The following is a 20,725-nucleotide window of genomic DNA, read 5'->3' on the forward strand; positions in this document are numbered from 1 at the left end:
ATGAAGAATAAAAATACAATCAATATTGCTGCAATTGCTGCTTTTAGCCTGCTTTTTTCTTGTAATGGAATTGCTCAAAAAATCGACCCTGATGCAGTTAAACCACTTTACGTTTCTGACCCGGTTGATTTCGATACCGATGATCCTGCCATTTGGGTAAATGTAGCAAACCCGGCGCAATCACTTGTAATCGGAACAGATAAGGATGAAAACGGTGGTTTATATGTTTTTGATTTGAAGGGAAAAATCGTTCCTGCAAAAACTGTTAAAGGTTTAAAAAGACCTGATAATGTTGATATCGCCTACGGACTTAATCTGGCCGGCAAGAAAACGGATATTGCGGTGACAACTGAACGTTACACCCATAAGCTCAGGATGTATGCCCTTCCTGATATGAAACCTGTTGATCATGGCGGGATACCGGTTTTTGAAGGGGAAACAGGACCAGAATTCAGCGATTTGATGGGCATTGCAATGTACACTAATCCGAAAGGGGAAATTTACGCAATCGTTGGCCGCAAATCCGGACCAAAAGATGGGGGATATTTATGGCAGTATTTATTAGCTGATGATGGAACAGGAAGCGTTAAAGCAACTTTAGTTAGAAAGTTTGGCAAATACAGTGGCAAAAAAGAAATTGAAGCCATTGCCGTTGATAACGAGTTGGGTTATGTTTACTATTCCGATGAACAATTTGGCGTTCGCAAATATTATGCTGATCCTGCCAAAGGAAATCAAGAACTTTCTTTATTCGGACAAGGCGATTTTTCCGTAGATAATGAAGGGATCGCAATTTATAAAACTGCCGGAAATAAAGGTTATGTTTTAGTTTCTGATCAGGGATCAAGGCAATTAAAGGTTTACAACAGAGCAGGAAAGTCAGGCGCCCCAAATCAACACCCATTACTAGCAACGGTTAAGTATTCTGCCAACCAAACAGATGGTATCGATGTGGTTTCAGTGCCATTAAATAACGATTTTAAACATGGTTTACTGGTTGCCATGAGCGATGATAAAACTTTTCATTTCTATCGATGGGAAGATATTGCGGGTAAACAACTTGATGTGATTCCTTAGTTTTTAACTTCATTCTGTCGCGATAGCTGGGTTTAATAATAAAGGAAAATCCTGGGGGGTATTAAGTTTTTTGTCCCCGGGCAGATGGCCGGACTTTATGTTTTTTCGTTTTGACAAATCTTATCAGAGAAACTCGGCAAAGCGGGGCTTTTTAAAGTGGCGAAGGAGGGCAATTCGAATCAGTTGATCAATGTTCTAAAGTGCAAGGTAATTCGGTTTTATGATAGAGACTGAAGTACGTTTTTTATATCAATCTCGCCAGCCACATGCTGTGCCGATTCAGTAAGTAATCTCTTTACAAATCTTTACCTATTATTAACTGATTTTAATTGACTTTCTGTTAAAACTTTCGTTTCTTGGCCGTCATTAAAAAGCCATACCTAACCATCTTCCCAATATTATAGCGCCTAAGAAATGTTTAAACAAAAAGTACTTTTAATACTAACCCTACTCACATGTGTTCATTTTCTGAGCATAGCACAAAGAACTGAGATCTTACTCAATGATGGCTGGAAGTTTTCGAAGGGGAATTTTACCGATGCTGCATCGCAAAATTTTGATGATCGTAAATGGCAAACCGTTCAGATTCCACACGATTGGGCAATTTCTGGTCCGTTTGATAAAGAAATAGATAAACAAGTAACTGCCATTACGCAAAATGGTGAAACCAAGCCTACAGAAAAAACAGGAAGAACGGGGGCATTACCATATATAGGAGAAGGCTGGTACCGGAAAAAACTTAATTTGCCAACGATTAAACCTACGCAACAAGTTTTGCTTCAACTAGATGGCGCCATGAGTGAACCTCGGGTTTATTTAAACGGAAAACTTGTTGGTGAGTGGAATTATGGATACAATTATTTTTATATAGACATCACCAAAGCGCTCCAATCAAACGATAATATTCTGGCTATCCACCTTAACAATAAGCCTAAATCGTCGCGTTGGTATCCTGGCGCAGGTTTGTACCGCAATGTTCACCTGATTATCAAAGAAGATAAAAGCATTGAGCAGTGGGGCATTACTGTAACCACACCAGTTGTTCAGACTGAATTTGCAAAGGTTAACGTTAAAACAAAACTTAATGGTTCGAATTTACGCCTTGTAAACGAGGTGTTTGATGATCGGAATAAAAGAATTGCTATTGATACCGCAAAATCATTTTTTGGCCAGGAGAGCGATCAGAATCTTCAGGTATCTAATCCTAAATTATGGAGTCCGGAAAGCCCTTACTTATATACATTGGTTTCTAAAGTGTATGATGGAAATGTACTTAAAGACGAAGTTAAAACCCGGTTTGGTATCAGAACCATTAATTTCCAGGCCGGAAAAGGTTTCAGTCTTAATGGTCAGGTAAGAAAGTTTAAAGGCGTTTGTTTACACCACGATTTAGGGCCTTTAGGTGCGGCTACAAATATTGCGGCTTTACGCAGGCAGTTAACCATTTTAAAAGATATGGGTTGCGACGCCATCAGGAGTTCGCACAATATGCCATCGCCTGAGCAATTGGAACTTTGTGATGAAATGGGATTTATGTTTTTGGCAGAGAGTTTTGATGAATGGGCAAAGGCCAAGGTAGAAAACGGTTATCACCTGTATTTTAATACGGATGCTGAAAAAGATATTGTCAATCTGGTAAAGGCTAATAAAAACCATCCGAGCATTGTAATGTGGAGTTCAGGAAACGAAGTTCCTGATCAGTTTGGTGCCGAAGGCGTGAAACGGGCAAAATGGTTGCAGGAAATCTTCCACCGTGAAGATCTGACCCGTCCTGTTACTGTAGGTATGGATCAGGTAAAGGCCACCATGCAATCTGGTTTCGGCGCTTTGTTAGATATTCCAGGGTTAAATTATAGGGTTCATCTTTACGAGGAAGCGAATAAAGCTTTTCCGCAGGGTTTTATTCTGGGCTCTGAAACCGCTTCAACAGTAAGTTCTAGAGGGGTTTACAAGTTTCCCGTAGTAAAGGCAAAAGATAAACAGTATGATGATTTTCAGTCTTCTTCTTACGATATGGAATATTGCAGCTGGTCTAATCTTCCGGATGATGATTTCGTAATGCAGGATGATAAACCCTGGGTAATCGGCGAATTTGTGTGGACAGGGTTCGATTATCTGGGCGAGCCCACACCTTATGATAACAGCTGGCCTTCCAGAAGTTCTTATTTCGGAATATCCGATTTAGCTGGTTTACCAAAAGACAGGTACTATTTATACCGTAGCCGATGGAATACAACTAAACCCACGCTGCATTTATTACCACATTGGAATTGGGCCGGCAGAGAAGGAGAAACTACGCCTGTATTTGTGTACACCAGCTACGATAGCGCCGAGCTTTTTTTGAACGGAAAGAGCTTAGGGATTAGAAAAAAAGATAAAACATCTCCTCAAAATCGGTATAGATTGATGTGGATGGATGTGAAATACCAACCAGGCACACTAAAGGTTGTTGCTTTTAATGCTCAAGGTAAACCGGTCGCAGAAGAAAAAATTGTTACTGCCGGTAAACCGGATCGGATTCTGCTTAGCGCAGATCGGGACCAGATCAAAGCCGATGGCAAAGATCTTTCTTTTGTAACGGTATCTGTTGTAGATAAAGATGGTAATCCTTGCCCCACCGCAAATCAATCTTTAAAATTTGAAGTGAAAGGTGCCGGTAAATTTAAAGCCGTGTGTAATGGCGATGCTACATCATTAGAATCATTTGAAAAGCCAACGATGAAACTATTTAGCGGAAAGCTGGTTGTGCTTGTTGAATCAGATCGAGAGGCTGGTAAAATACAGCTGAATGTAACTGGTAAAGGCCTAAAGAGCAGTAGTATTGGAATAAGTACAGTAAATTAACATTCCCTGCTTCCTGTCGATTTAAAACGCAGTTGGAACGGGTGGCTACAGGATGGCGGAAAGAAATTGTTTATGCATATTTGGTTGCTGCTGATCTATTTTAGCAGTTAACCAAATATTATTATCATCCTTTTACACTTTTTGTGTTTAAATGGTTCGTTGTTATGAGTAGACAAATTTTCTTTTTGATCCTGATTGCTGCATTTGCGCTTTCTTTTAGCGATAAAATCGATACCGTAAAAGTTAAAGAAATTAAAGTAACAGCACCTTTCGCAATGCCATCAGTCAAATTTCCTGACTTTTCTGGCAATAAAAAGTTTTCAATTGTTGATTTCGGGGCTATTTCGGGTAATAAAGCTAAAAATTCAAAAGCGATCGCAGCAGCAATTACTCAATCCAATAAAATTAATGGTGGAATTGTTGTGGTGCCTGAAGGCGAATGGCTAACTGGGAAAATTCACTTAAAAAGTAACGTAAACCTTCATTTAAATAAAGGAGCAGTGCTTTTATTTTCTGATGATCCCAATGATTATCTGCCGGCAGTACACAGCAGCTGGGAAGGAATGGAATGTTATAATTACTCACCACTCATCTACGCTTATCAATGTAAAAACGTTGCCATAACTGGCGAAGGTGAATTAAAAGCCAAAATGGATCTTTGGAAAACCTGGTTCTCCAGACCAAAGGCGCACATGGAAAGCATTAAACGATTATACAACCTGGCATCAGCTTACAGTCCGGTAAAAGAAAGGCAAATGGTAAACGATACGGCACATCTTCGTCCGCAATTTATTCAGTTTAACCGTTGCGAAAATGTTTTGTTAGAAGGCGTAACGATCACGAACAGTCCATTTTGGACCATACATCCTTATTTATCAAAAAACGTTGTCATCAGAAAATTGAAGGTTTATGCACATGGGCACAATAATGATGGCGTAGACCCTGAAATGAGTCAGAACGTATTAATAGAAGATTGCGTTTTTGATCAGGGAGATGATGCCATTGCGATTAAATCAGGTCGAAACCCCGAAGGTTGGCGGCTTAAAACACCATCTAAAAATATTGTGATCAGAAACTGTTTGGTTAAAAACGGTCATCAACTGGTGGCCATTGGTAGCGAATTATCTGGTGGTATTGAAAATGTGCTCATAGAAAACTGTGAGGTGAAAGATGGCGCTAAACTTAACCATTTAATTTTCATCAAAACCAACGAGCGCATGGGCGGTTTTGTGAAAAATATTTATGCCAAAAACATTAATGCAGGCAAAATTGATCTTGGTATCCTGGGAATTGAGACGAATGTGCTCTATCAATGGAAAAATCTGGTGCCAACCGTTGAAGTTAGACTTACGCCAATCGAAAATGTATTTTTAGATCAGGTAACGGCAAAAGAAGTGAAATTCATTTCCAGGATTTTAGGCGAAAAGAAACTGCCTGTCAAGAACATTTCGCTTAAAAAAGTTTCAGCAAAGAGTATAACCGGGTCTGAAAGTATTCATGAAAATGTAACAGGATTTTCGAGCCAAAAATAATTGGGATCTATCGATACATAAAATACTAATGGCTAAACCACATATTAAACTAACCAAATGAACTTTAAACCAATACTTTTAATCACTGCACTTTCAAGCCTGTTATTTGATGTAAGGGCTCAACAAAAAGTTGATTACAAATTCGACTTCGGACCTGGAAAAGTAGCTAAAAATTACATTCAGATTTTACCGGAAACCTCTTTCTCGGAAAATAATAAATATGGTTTCGATTTTGATACCAAAGTAGAAGGCATTGACCGGGGCGGGAAAAATTCGTTGACAGCTGATTTAATAAGAAGCAAGCAACCGTTTTATTTTTCGGTTGCAGTACCTGAGGGAAATTACAAAATCACCGTAACCCTTGGCGATTCAAAAGCGGCAGCGTTAACCACAGTTAAAGCAGAATCCCGTCGTTTAATGCTGGAAGACGTAAAAACCAAGGCCGGGGAATTTGTGACCAAAACTTTTATCGTTAATATTAAAAATAGAAATATTAGTGATGGAAGAGTTGTCGGTTTAAAACCACGTGAATTAACAAAACTGGATTGGGATGATAAATTAACGCTGGAATTTGACCACCAGACGGCGCTGGCGGCTTTAGAAATTACAAAGGTTGAGGATCAGATCACCGTGTTTTTAGCTGGAAATTCTACCGTCGTAAATCAGGAAGATGAGCCATGGGCATCGTGGGGGCAGATGATTCCCCGATTTTTTAAACCCGGAATAGCAATCGCCAATCATGCAGAATCAGGTTTAACATTGGGTTCTTTTTCGGGCAGCAGGCGATTAGATAAAATGTTAAGTATTGCCAAACCAGATGATTACCTGTTTATTGAATTCGGCCATAATGATCAAAAGGAAAAAGGAGCCAATGATGGTGCCTACAAATCATATACCGAGCGGTTGAAAATGTTTGTTTCTGAATTTAAAAAGAAGGGTGGCATTCCTGTTATTGTTACTTCAACCAGCAGAAGATCGTTTGGAGCTGATGGTAAAACTCAAAATACCCTAGGAGATTTTCCAGATGCGGCAAGAAAAGTTGCAGCTGCCGAAAATGTTGCATTAATTGATCTCAATGTGATGACAGCTAAATTGTACGATGCATTAGGTGAAGAGCTATCTAAAAAAGCGTTAGTTCATTATGCGGCGAACAGCTATCCTGGTCAAGATAAACCATTGGCAGATAATACGCACTTCAATCCGTATGGTGCTTATGAAATTGCAAAATGTGTGGTCTTGGGTATTAAATCACAAAAGTTAGGTCTTGCAAAATATATCACTGATGATTATCCTGATTTTGATCCTTCAAAACCTGATGATCCAATGGTTTGGAAATGGCCAGATAGCCCTAAAAGTAGCTTGGTTAAACCTGATGGCAATTAATATCTGAAGATGAGATTCATTCTTTGTTTGATTTGTATTGCTGCCTTCGCAAAAAAATCTTTCTCACAAAATAATATTAGCGCATTTAATTTGGCTGATGTTCGCTTGTTGGAAAGTCCGTTTTTGGCGGCTCAAGAAACCGACAAAACATATATGCTTGCTCTTGATGCCGACAAACTTTTGTCGCCGTATTTGCTTGAGGCAGGTTTGGTTCCGAAAAAGGCTGCTTATGGCAACTGGGAAAATACAGGTTTAGATGGCCACATTGGAGGGCATTATGTTTCTGCACTTTCGTTAATGTATGCTTCAACCGGCGATTTAAAAGTGAAACGAAGGCTCGATTACATGATTGATGAACTGGAGAAATGCCAAATCAAAAATGGAAACGGTTATTTATCAGGGATTCCTGGCGGAAAAGTAATTTGGGCGCAAATAAAAGCTGGAAATATTAAATCATCTAGTTTTTCCTTAAACGACAGATGGGTGCCATTGTACAATATCCATAAGATTTATGCAGGCCTTTACGATGCTTATGCCATTGCCGGAAATAAAAAAGCCAAAAAAATGCTCATTGCTTTGTCCGATTGGTGTATTGATTTAGTTTCGGGTTTGTCAGATCAACAAATTCAAACTTTACTCAAAAGCGAACATGGTGGTTTAAATGAGGTTTTTGCAAACGTTTATTCAATAACTAAAGATGAGAAATACCTTCATTTGGCCCGCCAATTCTCTGATCAATCGATTCTTAAACCACTCAAAAACAATAAGGATGCTTTGAACGGCTTGCACGCCAATACCCAAATTCCAAAGGTTATTGGTTTTGAGCAAATTGCGTTGACCGACAGCGATTCTTCGATGGCCAATGCCGCCGATTTTTTTTGGAAAACTGTTGTGAAAAACCGAACCGTGGCAATTGGTGGAAACAGCGTTCGGGAGCATTTTCATCCTGCTAACGATTTTTCTTCTATGATGGAATCACGCGAGGGACCGGAAACATGCAACTCGTATAATATGTTGAAGTTGACGAAGCAGCTTTTTCTTTCTCATCCATCAAGCGCATATTTAGATTATTATGAGCGGACACTGTACAATCATATTTTAACCTCTCAAAAAGCCGGTGGTGGATTTGTCTATTTTACGCCCATGCGTCCGGGCCATTATCGTACTTACTCAAATCCACAAGAGAGTTTCTGGTGCTGCGTGGGTTCGGGACTTGAAAATCATGGAAAATATGGTGAACTGATTTATGCGCATGATGATCGCGATCTATTTGTCAACCTCTTCATTCCATCAACACTGAATTGGAAAGAAAAAGGAATACAAGTGATTCAGCAGACAACCTTTCCTGATGTTGATTATACCACGTTTAAGTTGAAACTTAAGCGTCAAACCCGTTTTGCTTTGAATGTTCGGCATCCATCATGGGTACAAGCTGGTAAAATGTTAATTTCCGTTAATGGCAAAAAAGTTAGTGGAAAAGATTTGGGAAATGGTTACATCGGCATCGATCGTTTATGGTCGACAGGTGATGTAGTAAAACTGATATTACCGATGCATACCAGCGCTGAATTTTTGCCCGATGGATCGGATTGGGTTGCTTTTTTACATGGACCGATTGTTTTGGCCGCGGAGATAGATAGTCTCAAGCAGCCAAATTTAATTGCAGATGGAAGCAGAATGGGGCACATAGCTTTTGGTGCACTTTTCCCTATAAATGAGGTGCCTTTAATCACTGGAAACAAAACATCCCTGGCAAATGATTTACGGGCAACGAAAAATAGTTCGTCCACTTTTAGCGCAGCAGATATCATTTATCAATCAAAATATAAAAATTTAAAATTGGTTCCGTTTTACAACATGAGCGAAAAAAGATATGTGATTTACTTCCCATATTCCTCGCCAGAGAACCTTGCTGAAAGAGCAAAAGCTATTCAACTTGCTGAAGAAGAAAAACAAAAACTAGAGGCACAAACGGTCGATTTAGTTAATACCGGAGAGCAGCAGCCCGAAAAAGATCATGATTTTCTCGGAGAAAAAACGGAAAGTGGCATTTATAAAGATCAGCATTTTAGAAATGGAACGGGTTGGTTTAGTTACAGGTTGAAGAATAAGGAACTAAAGGCAGGAAAAATCAGTCTGCGCTTTTATGGCGCTGAAAAAAACCGGAATTTTAATCTTCTTGTGAACGATACGATCATTGCGAAAATTATGCTCGATGGGAGTAAAGGAGACCAATTCTTCAATCAGGAGTTTACCATTCCGCAAGCGTTATTGACAACAGCTATTACAGTGAAACTTGAGGCTGGTGAGAAATCCAGAATTGGAAATGTTTTCGAGATCAGGTTAATGAAATAAAATGGATTTTCATTGGACAATAACTTGGTCATACTTGCTGATTATAGTTTATCCAACCTTACTGAAATTAAATACCTTTGTGGATTGTGAATGAAAACTAAGTTCGAAAATATTGTATTGAGCTGCAAAATGCGTTTCAACAGGGGAGAAGCTGTTGGATGGAAACACAGTGATTTTATGGATCTAAGCCGGGCAATTCTTCGTGATACTAAAGTTTCCATTAGTACCAATACCTTGAAGCGAATTTTTGGAAAAATAGCAGTTGATGAATACTACATTCCACAGCAGGCTACCATACAGGCTTTGGAAAAATATGGGCAAAATCTCTACTTAGCTGATGAGGCACCTCTTGTAAACCCCGTCACAGAAGCTCCGGTAAAATCGAAAGAAAATCCCAAAAAAAGTATTTATCGCTTAGCAATGCCATTTGCACTCATTACCCTCGTTGGTGTTTGCTTAATTGCCTTTAATTTTTTTAGCAATAAAGCTGATTTTAAATCCAATCTGCGGTTTTTAGAAATGGAGGGGCAATTACCTGCTACCGCCTTTTTCGAATATGAAGCTCCTCAAAGTAAAGATAGCCTGTTCCTCAATTTTGGCGACAAAACGCCCTGGGTGCACATCACTTCCGGTAAACACCAACTGTCTCATGTTTATCTGTTTCCGGGAGTATTTACCGCTACTCTACAAACCAGAAAAAAATTATTTAATTATGTAAATGTATATGTTCCTTCTACCAATTGGATAGGTTTAGGTTATCGCCAGGGTGAGGAACTGCCTCGAAACTATTACGAATTTATTGCTGCCAAAACAGGAAAAGATAGCCTTTTCCATATTTCTAACCAACAACTGAAAAATAAAGGGATCGATACGGCTGGGTTGGTTTATACCAGGCTATGCAATTTTACACCGATTGCCTATACTGGTGAAGATTTTGTGTTTGAGGCTATTTTTAAAAACAAGGTTGATGATAACGGAGTTTATTGCAAAAGCACACAATTTCAGGTTTCTGGAATCAAAAAGCGTATTCGTTTCCGGTTAGCCACGCCCGGTTGCAGCAACCGCATCACCAATAACGTTAGTGAGCATTCTTATGTTGGAAGTAAAATTAATCTTTCAAATTTCACAATGGATTTAAACCGTTGGACAACCGTAAAAATGATAAACCACAATAAAAAAGTTTCGTTGTTTGTAAACGATAAGCTTCTGTACTCGGGTTTATACAAGGAACCGATTGGGAATATCAAAGGACTTTTTCTGGAATTCGAAGGAACGGCTTTTGTGAAATCGTGTAAATTAAGCGCTGAGGATGGGAGTATCCTTTATCAGTTCTAGAAATTGTTTTAAATTCTATAATATTAATATCCTGAAAAACAAGGTATTGTCTTGTCCATTCTTTGGATAAAAATGGTTTTTTTTTGGTTAAAGGAACTTACTGTACTCCATTCAATTCTCTTTAATTTTCAATAAAATATTGATCTCAAATTATTCGATCGAGGGAATTTTTATGTTCCCTTGTGCTAATAGTTAATAATAGCAGATCATATATGTACCAAACCAAATATAAACTTAAGACGAGATATGAAACCTCCAATTAGCTTTCGTTTCCGAACATTAACGACTGGAAATATTGAAAAGCAAGACCTGATGCACTGGATAAAAATGTCATTTATTATGAGATTGTTGAGCTTTGCCGCTGCTGTATATAGTTTACCAGTGTCTGCGCAAGTAAACAAACCTGCTTTACAATCGATTAGAAAGGAGTTTTACAAGCCATCAGATATAGCAAGAACCAAACTTTGGTGGTTTCATGGAGACACAGAAACAACTAAAGAAGGCATTACTGCCGATTTGGAAGCATTTAAAAAGCAAGGTGTTGGGGGCGTAGTTTATTATGATCAACAGCATGGTAAAGGGGAAAATGCATTGCTGGCATTCTCGCCTAAATGGTGGGAGATGTTTCGTTTCGCTGCAATCGAAGCCAAAAGACTTGGCTTAACATTCGAAACGCACTTATCAAATGGTTATGTTTCTGGCGGGCCTTGGATTACAGAAGAATTGAGTATGCAACGGCTTGATGCAACTGATACCGTGTTAACTGGTGGTCAGCGATTTGTAGGTAAACTCCCACTTCCCGTCCGCAAAAGTAAATCAGGTAAAGTACTTGATGTTGCTGTGCTGGCTTTTCCTATCACTGAAGCCAATTGGGAAACGAGTTTAACCCAATTGCCCAAGGCTTCTACTAATATTTCTTCGCTGGATGTAAAGCCATTTGTTTTTTCTAAAGAAAATAAGCTCAACAGTATTCCTGCCCAAAAAATTGGAAAATCTGTATTAATCAATTTTGATTTCAATAATGCTTTCACCGCTCGTAGCATTACCTACCGCGTTCGGGCCAGAGGTAAATCGAGAACAGGTGCTATGAATATTCCCGGGCCTCCATCTGATGTGTTTTTTGGTGCCGGCTACGTGAAACAACCAGATTTGGGCCAGTTTGAGATTTCTGACGACGGCATTCATTACCGTAAAGTTTGCGATTTAAAACCGATATACGAGTCGCCTAGCTGGAATCAAAAAACCATTGCATTTCCTGAAGTAAAGGGGAAATTCTTTCGTTTGAATCTTCATGATTGGAATAACCCTAAAGATGAAAGGCAGGACCTGCCTTTTGGAAATGTGGTGATCTCCTCACAGGCAAAAATAGACCAGTGGGAAGAAAAGGCGGCGCTAAATTCTGAATATATTGAAACGGATCAAACGCCGTCCTATTCGAAAGCTACCGGCATTGACCCTAAAACCATCATCGATTTGACAGCTAATCTAAACTCATCAGGCGAGTTGAATTGGCTTCCACCTATTGGGAAATGGGTGGTGATGCGGTTTTTTCGTGTTTCGATAGGCGTTTCCACCAAACATGGAAGACCAAATTTGCAGGGTTTAGAGAGCGATAAACTTTCTGCGGTAGCTACCAAAGTTCAATTTGATAATTATTTCAGGGCAATGCATGATTCGCTCAAGAAAGTGGGAATTCCCTTAACCGGTTTGCATATGGACAGCCATGAAGCAGGCTCACAAAACTGGACAGCCGGCTTTGAGAAAAAGTTTAAGCAAAGGCGAGGTTATGAAATTCAAAATTATCTTCCTGCAATGATGGGCTATATTGTGGGTTCAAAAGAGAAAACAGATGGGTTCCTACATGATATGCGATTGACATTATCAGACCTGGTCTCCGATGAGTATTTTGGGACGTTGGATAGCTTATGCCGATCGCTGAATGTTATGTTTACGGCACAGGCTGTTGGTAATGGTTTAACTATGGTAGCCGATAATTTCAAGGCCAAGGGGAAAGTCCAAAAACCCCAGGGTGAATTTTGGGCTTATCAAACACATGGCAGTTATGATGTGAAAGAGACATCATCAGCAGCTCATATTTATGGAAAACCAATAGCATCTGCCGAAGCATTTACAGATTTAAAATTTAGTCAGTCGTTAGCTGATGCAAAAAATGTTGCCGACTATGCATTTGCATTTGGTGCTCAGGAATTTGTGGTTTGTGCATCAGCTTATCAGCCTTGGCTGGATAAAATTCCAGGGAGCACTGGTGGTGGCAGGCAGTATGTATTAAATAGGAACAATACCTATTGGAATTACAGTCGCCCGTTTTGGGATTACCAGGCCAGGTGTGCTGCTTTATTAAGAAATGGCATTTCAGTTGCAGATTTGTGTATTTATCTAGGCGAAGATGCACCAGTAAAATTGTTGGCTTATCGTTTACCGGAAATACCAGAAGGATATGATTTTGATGTATTAACTAAAGATGCGCTAATAAACCGGCTAAGCTCAAAAGATGGTAAAGTTGTTCTTCCTGATGGAGTAAGCTATAAAATATTAGTGCTACAACGCGGTGGTGATATTTCTTTAGATGCATTAAAAAAAATAGTGGATTTGGTAAAAGCGGGTGTGGTGATTTATGGAGATCGTCCGTCTGGTTCACTGTTATTAAATGACGCAACGGCAATAAAGGAATATCAAAAACTTGTCAATCAGTTATGGGATAAAACGGCCGCTGGCCATAAAAAAATAGATAAAGGAAGCGTTTATTGGGGTAAAACGTTAAAAGATGCATTACTTGAGATAGGGATTAAACCCGATGCCGGGTTTACAAGTAAGAATACTATTACCGATAAATTATACTTTGCACATCGCCGAATGGCAGAAAACGATATTTATTTTTTCAATAACCATAGCAAAAATAACTATAGTGATTCGGTTCGTTTACAAACGAAAGCAACCCATGCCGAATATTGGGATCCAACTACTGGAGAACAACACGTACTTACCACTACCTCTGCAGGCAAAAACGGACTTTTGTTAAACCTGAATTTAAAACCAAATGAATCTGGATTTATCATAACCACAAATGGATCTGAAAATATCCTGCCCGTAAAACAAAGTGGTGTGGAAGAAAAATCAAAAGCGATAACAGGAGATTGGAAGGTTTATTTTGATCAAAAATGGGGCGGACCAGGCGAGGTTACATTTACCACTTTAAATGATTGGACTAAGCATGCGGATAACCGAATTAAGTTTTATTCAGGAACTGCTGTTTACAAAAAGAAAATAATACTTAGCAAGGCTGCTAATGGTACAAAAACATTGCTGCAATTTCCAAACCTAGCTTCTATTGCCCGGGTTTTTCTGAATGGCAAAGAAATTTCAACCGTTTGGTGTAGCCCCTGGGAGGCGGATATAACATCATCTATCCAAAACGGAGAAAATCTGCTTGAAATTGAAGTGGTAAACTCCCTAGTAAACCGCATGGTAGGCGATGCCGATTTGCCAGAAAATAAGAGGGTCACTTATGCTTATCCTGAAATCGTTACACCACAAACCACTTTGGTGCCGTCGGGTATTATTGACAATGTATTGATTGTAGAGCGGATCAAATAATTTTTAATTCAAAATACCAATAGTTTAATATGATTATAAAACATTTCAAGATAATGGCATTGGTAATTGCTGTTATTTTAAGCACATCACTTTTTGCCCAGCAAAAGAAACAGGTTAGGTTAAACCAGTTATTTAATTTTGGTTGGAAATTTAAATCTGGAGAAATCAGCGATGCACAACAGCCTGGTTTTGATGATAGTGGTTGGCGAAAACTCGACTTGCCACATGATTTCCAGTTTGAACAACCCTGGGACAAAACTGCCAGCAGAGGACGGGGCTTTAAAGCAATGGGCACTGGTTGGTACCGAAAAACATTTAAGGCCGATCCAAACTGGAAGGGTAAGAAGATTCTGCTGGATTTTGAAGGCATTATGTTACACGGTGAAGTTTGGCTGAATGGGAAAAAAATCGGTGGAACCAATTATGGCTACCTGGGTTTTGAGGCCGATATTGCGAGTGTAATCAAATACGATGCAGACAATGTAGTTGCTGTCCGGGCATCAACCGGCGATACGCCAAACTCACGCTGGTATACTGGTGGTGGGCTTTTTCGTGATGTACATCTGGTGGTGAAAGATACTGTTTCTATTGCCCGCCATGGCATTTTTATTACGACACCAAATATTTCAAATCAAAATGCGGAAGTGAATGTTCAGGTTGAAATCGCTGGGATTAGGGCCAAAGCCTATGAATTAGTAATTAACACGAAAATACTTGCTCCGGATGGAACACAAGTGGGGCAAACTACTGCAAAAGCACCACAAAAAGTAAATCTTACGGAAGTGGAAGTACCTCTGCCTAAGATTAATATTTCTAACCCGAAACTGTGGGATTGTGAAACACCAAACCTGTATACGGCAGAAGTGGAACTGGTTTTAAATGGCAAGGTGATCGATCAGCTGACCAAAAAGTTTGGTATCCGTACGATCGAATTCTCAAAGGAATTTGGAATGAAGTTAAATGGCAAAAAGGTTTTTCTTAAAGGGGTCGCAAATCATCATGATCTGGGTGCTGTAGGGGCAGCGGCTTACGAAACTTCTATTGCAAGGATGATGGATCAGCTCAAGGCATTTGGCTTCAATCATATTCGTACTTCTCATAACCCATATTCCGAAGCCTTTTTTGATCTTGCTGATGAGAAAGGGATTTTAGTGGTTGATGAATTATATGACAAATGGGGCAGTACGGTAGCCTGGGCTGGTGACGCATCATGGAATGATTTATGGTACCCAAGTATCAAAGAATGGATTAAACGAGATCGGAACCATCCATCGGTAATCATGTGGAGTTTGGGTAACGAATTACAGTTTCAGGAAGAAAGATGGAATTTCCCAACCAGCGATTGGGGTGTAACCACTTATCGCCTGATGGATGTAGTGGCAAAACGTTATGATCCTACCCGAAAAACCACTGTGGCCATGTATCCTGCCCGGGCAAAGGGCATTATTAAAGCTGATCCGGCATTTAAAATAAAAGAAAACATTGTGCCACCAGAATTGGCAACGGTGACTGAAGTTGCCAGTTTTAATTATGTATGGGATGATTATCAGGAATACCTGAAGCATGCCCCGAATATGATCGTTTATCAAAGTGAAGCGGTTACTAACGAACTGGGTGCACCCTATTTTGGCATGGACTACAATAAAATGGTTGGTTTGGCTTATTGGGGTGGAATTGAATATTGGGGTGAATCTAGCGGCTGGCCCAATAAAGGCTGGAATTATTCTTTTTTTAACCATTCACTTGAACCCAATCCTCAAGCTTATTTAATCAAAAGTATTTTCCAGGAAAAACCTTTAGTTCAGATTGGTGTGGTAGATAGCGAAGCTGAATCACATTTATGGAATGATGTGGTGGTAGGTAGGAAATACATTTCGTCTCATTGGAACCGGGAGGAAGGCAGAAAATATAATATCTATACTTATACCAATGCGGATGAGGTTGAACTCATCATCAATGGAAAATCAATAGGTGTTCAGAAAAATACCACTGACGTGAAAAGTCGAAATGTAATTTATTGGCAAAATGTTCCTTACCAGGCTGGAAAAATTACTGCCATAGCCCGCAAAGGTGGAAAAGTGGTGGCACAAAGCGAAATGGAAACCACTGGAAAGGCAGTGGCATTAAAGCTAGAAATTGAAAACGAGGCATGGAAAGCTAATGGTATGGATCTTCAGTATGTGCGGGTATATGCTATCGACAGCGAGGGACGCAAAGTACCAACTGCTGCAGGAGAGGTAGCATTTGATGTTGAAGGATCAGCAAATTTAATTGCAGTTGACAACGGTGACCATGCAAGCAATGAATTATTTTCAGGGAATAAAAAGAATTTGCATAAAGGGTTTGTGATGGCGATTCTTCGGTCTAAGCAAATAGCTGGGAAGGTGAAATTAACGGTTTCTGCACCTGGATTAAGAGGTGTTCAGCATGTTTTTAAACTAAGATAGCTAACCAATAAGTGGATGTAAAATGTATCGATGTTGGGTGGATGAGGGACTTTAAACACCTTGTCTATTTTCCATCGATCATCATCCATCTTACATCATAAATAACAATTAAGGCATTAAGAAATTAAGGATGTAATAATGCAGGTATAAACTTCATGTCTATTTTCCATCAACCATTGTCCATCTTGCATCAATAACCATTAAGGCATTAAGAAATGTAATAATGCAGGTATAAACGCCATGTCGATTTTCCATCACCCATTTTCCATCTTACATCAAGAACCATTAAGGCGTTAAGAAATTAAGAATGTAATAATTCCGGTAAAAACGCCATGTCTATTTTCCATTGACCATCATCCATCTTACATCAATAACCATTAAGGCCTTAAGAAATTAAGAATGCAATGAGGCCGGGATAAACGCCATTTCCCATTTCCCATCATCCATCTTACATCAATAACCATTAAGGCATTAAGAAATTAAGAATGCGATGATGCCGGTATAAACGCCATGTCTATTTTCCATTGACCATTAGTCCATCTTACATCAATAACCATTAAAGAATTAAGAAATTAAGTGAATGCATCTATGCCGGTATAAACGCCATGTCCATTTCCCATTGACCATCATCCATTTCCCATCCTCTTAATCCATCTTCCATCGCAAAAACTACTTCACTTTTTTCACGCCTTCACTGGTCATTACCACTCTTTTCATGGTGCCATCGCTGTTGTAATTTAAATAATCAATGCATACAGATCTCCTGAAACTTCCACCATCTTCATTGATGGCGCCATTGTGGTAGATGAAGTATGATTTTCCTTTAAAATCGATAATCGCCTGGTGGTTGGTATTGGAGTTGCCGGCAACTTCGTTTAAAATGCCTTTGTATTCCCATGGTCCGGTTACGTTTTTACTCATGGCATAAACGATTTTTTCAGGAAAGCCAGATGCATAGGACAGGTAATACCAGTTTTTACGTTTATGAATCCAGGGCGCCTCAGTGAAATTTGGAATATCAACACGCTGGATCGGGCCATCCAATTCAATCATGTTTTTCTTAAGTTTAGCGTAATAACATTTTTGATTCCCCCAAAATAAGTAGGCCTGGCCATCATCATCAATAATAACTGTTGGATCGATATCGTCCCAGCTGATTTTTACATCTGTGGTCATGTCGTTTGTAATCAACGCTTTCCCTATCGCATCTTTAAAAGGACCACGTGGATTATCTGCCACCGCTACGCCAATTGATTTGCCATGAATGGTACCATGAGAAATGGCTACGAACCAGTAGAATTTACCATCGCGTTCAATAACCTGAGAAGCCCAGGCATCATCTTTTGCCCAGGCAAAATCTTTCACATTCAACGGCGATTTGTGTTCCTTCCAGTTTACCATATCGGCAGATGAATAAAGCAACCAGTCATGCATTTCATAACGTTCTTTGCCTTTTGGTGCCACATCATGCCCAGTGTACAAATATACCGAATCACCATAAACATAGGCTGCGGGGTCGGCAGTATATTTATCGGTGATAATAGGATTGCCTTTTGATGTAATGATTTTTTCCTGAGCCTTGCTAGCGAAATGCATGGCTGAAAGCATGAGGATGGATAAACTGATTTTTTTCAACATCATCTATTGAGCTAGTAATTTTTTGAGTTCTTTTGTTTTAATGCTGAGTATGGTTCCATGTCTCAAACCCTTTGGTAGCGAAATTTTATCAGAAACATCAGTCCAGTTTTTTAAATCGGCAGACTGGATAGCGCCATATTTATGGTCGCGGTATTTATCGATATAAACCAACCAGTTGTTGCCTACTTTGATAGCTGTTGGTCCTTCTGCCCAATATTTTCCAGTTATGGGTTCACTCGCCTTCGAATAAGGGCCAGTCAGTTGATCGGCATAAGCTATTTTGATATTCTTCTGTACTGGCTCGCGGGTTTCATCTTTCAAGAACATGATGAATTTTACGTTATCCTTCACAATTGAGGCATCAATTACATTAAATCCTGGTTCGTAAAGGAGTTTAGTGTCAGAAAAGGTTTTGAAATCTTTGGTGGTCACGTAGTAAATCCGGTGATTGTAGCCGTCTTCCATCGTTGATGCAGTTTCTGTAAATTTTCCAGTGATGGTACTTGCCCAATAAATCATATACGTTTTGGTATCATTATCGTACGTAATTTCAGGCGCCCAGGTATTTCGTGTCCCTTCTTCTTTAGCCATAACCGGCAAAAATTGTTGTTCACTCCAGTGGATTAAATCTTTAGAACTGGCGTATCCAATACCTTTATCTTTCCAGCTTACGGTCCAAACCATGTGAAATAAGCCATCAGCACCACGTATGATACATGGATCTCTCATCAGTTTATCTTTACTTACGCTTGGTTTTAAAAACGATGAATCATTTTTAAGTGCTGTCCATTGTAAAGCATTTTTGCTGTAAGCCAAATGCAAACCATCTTGTCCGTTATTTTTAAAATAGGCAAACAGATAAACTTCGTTTTTAGATTGGGCCAGCAAGTTTGCAACGTTCAAAACCAGCAATGCCAAAAGGATGTATTTTTTTCTCATGTTTACAACTGCTAATTATTTCAACTCCAAAACGACAACAGACTGTGCCGGAACATTTACCTGTAAAGCGTTGCCAGATTTTTTTGCGCCTGTGAACCTGGTATTATGGATTTTATTGCCATCAGCAAAAGTATTTACATCAGTTAATTTTCCAGAAGTTAAAATCTGTCCCGTTACGGTTTTCCATTTCAGGTCGCCTAAATCAGTATTAAGGGATATTTTATTTTTTGGATCGAGGTTAACCAATGAAATGTGAATGGCACCCGTCGAATCCTGTGAAGCAGATACATTTAAAGCTGCAATTTTTCTATCGCCATAAACGTAATCAGGACTGGTGAAACTGATAGGCAAATACTTTGCATCCATGTGCACCTTAAATAAATCGAAAACATGATAAGTAGGGGTGAGGATCATTTTATCTTTCTCGGTTAAAATTAAGGCTTGCAGCACATTTACCGTTTGTGCCAGGTTGGCCATGCGAACCCTGTCAGAGTGGTTGTTAAAAATATTCAATGTAGTTCCGGCAATTAAAGCATCGCGTAAACTGTTTTGCTGGTAAAGAAATCCTGGATTTGTGCCTGGCTCAACATCTGTCCAGATTCCCCATTCATCTACAATTAAGGCTACCTTCTTTTTAGGATCGTATTTGTCCATAATTGCCGAATGTTTGGTTACAATTTCATCCATCCGGATACAATTTTTCATCGTGTTGAAATATTGTTCTTCATCAAATTTGGTTGCAGAACCTTTTGCGTTCCATTTTCCGGTTGGAATGGTATAATAATGTAAGGTTAAACCCCACATTCTGCCTGAACCAATATTCTTCATGCAGGTTTCTGTCCAGTTGTAATCTTCGGCATTAGCACCACTGGCAATTCTTTTTAAAGGTGCGCCAGGATAATCACGGGCATAAGTAGCGTATCGTCTGTACAAATCGCTGTAATAGGCGGCAGTCATGTTGCCGCCGCAACCCCAACTTTCATTTCCAACACCCCAAAAAGCAACTTTCCAGGGTTTATCCATGCCGTTTTGCTTGCGTATCGCCGTCATCGGACTCACACCATCAAAATTTAAATACTCCACCCATTTGGCCATTTCTTCTACGGTTCCGCTGCCCACATTTCCTGCAATGTAAGGTTCGCAATTCAGCATTTTGCAAAGTTCAAGAAACTCGTGTGTACCAAAGCTGTTATCTTCAGTTACGCCACCCCAATTGGTATTCACCATTTTAGGCCGCTCATTTCTTGGTCCAATGCCATCTCTCCAGTGGTATTCATCAGCAAAGCAACCTCCAGGCCAACGTAGGTTGGGTACGTTAATTTTTTTCAAAGCATCTACGATATCCAAACGGATTCTGCCTTTATTCGGGATGGTTGAATTTTCATCAACCCAAAATCCATCATAAATACAGCGTCCCAAATGTTCTGAAAAATGCCCATAAATGTGTTTACTGACAACCTGATCGGTCGCCGGTTTGATGCTGAGTAGCGTTTCGGTTTGTGCGTTGGCGAAGATGGAGCTACAGAGTATGGCTGCTGAGAGGATTAATTTCTTCATGTT

At 39.5% G+C, this 20,725-nt stretch carries 11 protein-coding genes; 8 read left to right on the plus strand and 3 right to left on the minus strand.

The window, feature by feature from the left end:
- The 8 genes from R2Q70_RS11550 (at window position 1) to R2Q70_RS11585 (ending at window position 16,588) form a co-directional block, all read left to right on the plus strand.
- A complete protein-coding gene (locus tag R2Q70_RS11550; RefSeq protein ID WP_316807729.1) occupies window positions 1-1,077 on the plus strand; it encodes a phytase in 1,077 nt (358 codons plus the stop codon).
- 414 nt (window positions 1,078-1,491) lie between these two features.
- On the plus strand, window positions 1,492-3,921 hold the full coding sequence (gene galB, locus R2Q70_RS11555; RefSeq protein WP_316807730.1) for a beta-galactosidase GalB: 2,430 nt from the start codon (window positions 1,492-1,494) through the stop codon (window positions 3,919-3,921).
- A gap of 164 nt (window positions 3,922-4,085) precedes the next feature.
- On the plus strand, window positions 4,086-5,453 hold the full coding sequence (locus R2Q70_RS11560; protein ID WP_316807731.1) for a glycoside hydrolase family 28 protein: 1,368 nt from the start codon (window positions 4,086-4,088) through the stop codon (window positions 5,451-5,453).
- Window positions 5,454-5,510: 57 nt separating this feature from the next.
- On the plus strand, window positions 5,511-6,836 hold the full coding sequence (locus tag R2Q70_RS11565) for a rhamnogalacturonan acetylesterase (RefSeq protein WP_316807732.1): 1,326 nt from the start codon (window positions 5,511-5,513) through the stop codon (window positions 6,834-6,836).
- Between the two features lie 9 nt (window positions 6,837-6,845).
- Entirely contained in the window at window positions 6,846-9,191 is a 2,346-nt protein-coding gene (locus R2Q70_RS11570) for a beta-L-arabinofuranosidase domain-containing protein (protein WP_316807733.1), read from the plus strand.
- A 90-nt stretch (window positions 9,192-9,281) separates the two neighbouring features.
- The gene (locus R2Q70_RS11575; protein WP_316807734.1) at window positions 9,282-10,526 is read left to right on the plus strand and encodes a hypothetical protein; all 1,245 of its coding nucleotides are present in this window, start codon (window positions 9,282-9,284) and stop codon (window positions 10,524-10,526) included.
- 246 nt (window positions 10,527-10,772) lie between these two features.
- Window positions 10,773-14,141: a glycosyl hydrolase gene (locus tag R2Q70_RS11580; protein WP_316807735.1), complete on the plus strand. Its 3,369-nt coding sequence runs from the start codon at window positions 10,773-10,775 to the stop codon at window positions 14,139-14,141.
- Window positions 14,142-14,194: 53 nt separating this feature from the next.
- Complete coding sequence (locus R2Q70_RS11585; protein WP_316807736.1) at window positions 14,195-16,588, plus strand: glycoside hydrolase family 2 TIM barrel-domain containing protein; 2,394 nt, start codon at window positions 14,195-14,197, stop codon at window positions 16,586-16,588.
- Window positions 16,589-17,257: 669 nt separating this feature from the next.
- Here R2Q70_RS11585 and R2Q70_RS11590 read toward each other — a convergent pair.
- Genes R2Q70_RS11590 through R2Q70_RS11600 form a run of 3 tightly spaced genes read right to left on the minus strand, consistent with a single transcriptional unit; the run spans window position 17,258 to window position 20,722 of the window.
- Complete coding sequence (locus R2Q70_RS11590) at window positions 17,258-18,229, minus strand: glycoside hydrolase family 43 protein (RefSeq protein ID WP_316807737.1); 972 nt, start codon at window positions 18,227-18,229, stop codon at window positions 17,258-17,260.
- Window positions 18,230-19,165, minus strand: a complete 936-nt coding sequence (locus R2Q70_RS11595) for a glycoside hydrolase family 43 protein (protein WP_316807738.1) — start codon at window positions 19,163-19,165, stop codon at window positions 18,230-18,232.
- A 15-nt stretch (window positions 19,166-19,180) separates the two neighbouring features.
- Window positions 19,181-20,722 carry an alpha-N-arabinofuranosidase gene (locus tag R2Q70_RS11600; protein ID WP_316807739.1) on the minus strand — a complete coding sequence of 514 codons (1,542 nt, stop codon included), beginning with the start codon at window positions 20,720-20,722 and terminating at the stop codon, window positions 19,181-19,183.
- Window positions 20,723-20,725: the final 3 nt, after the last annotated feature.

The sequence above is a fragment of the Pedobacter agri genome (genome assembly GCF_032678665.1).
Taxonomy (GTDB): Bacteria; Bacteroidota; Bacteroidia; order Sphingobacteriales; family Sphingobacteriaceae; genus Pedobacter; species Pedobacter agri_A.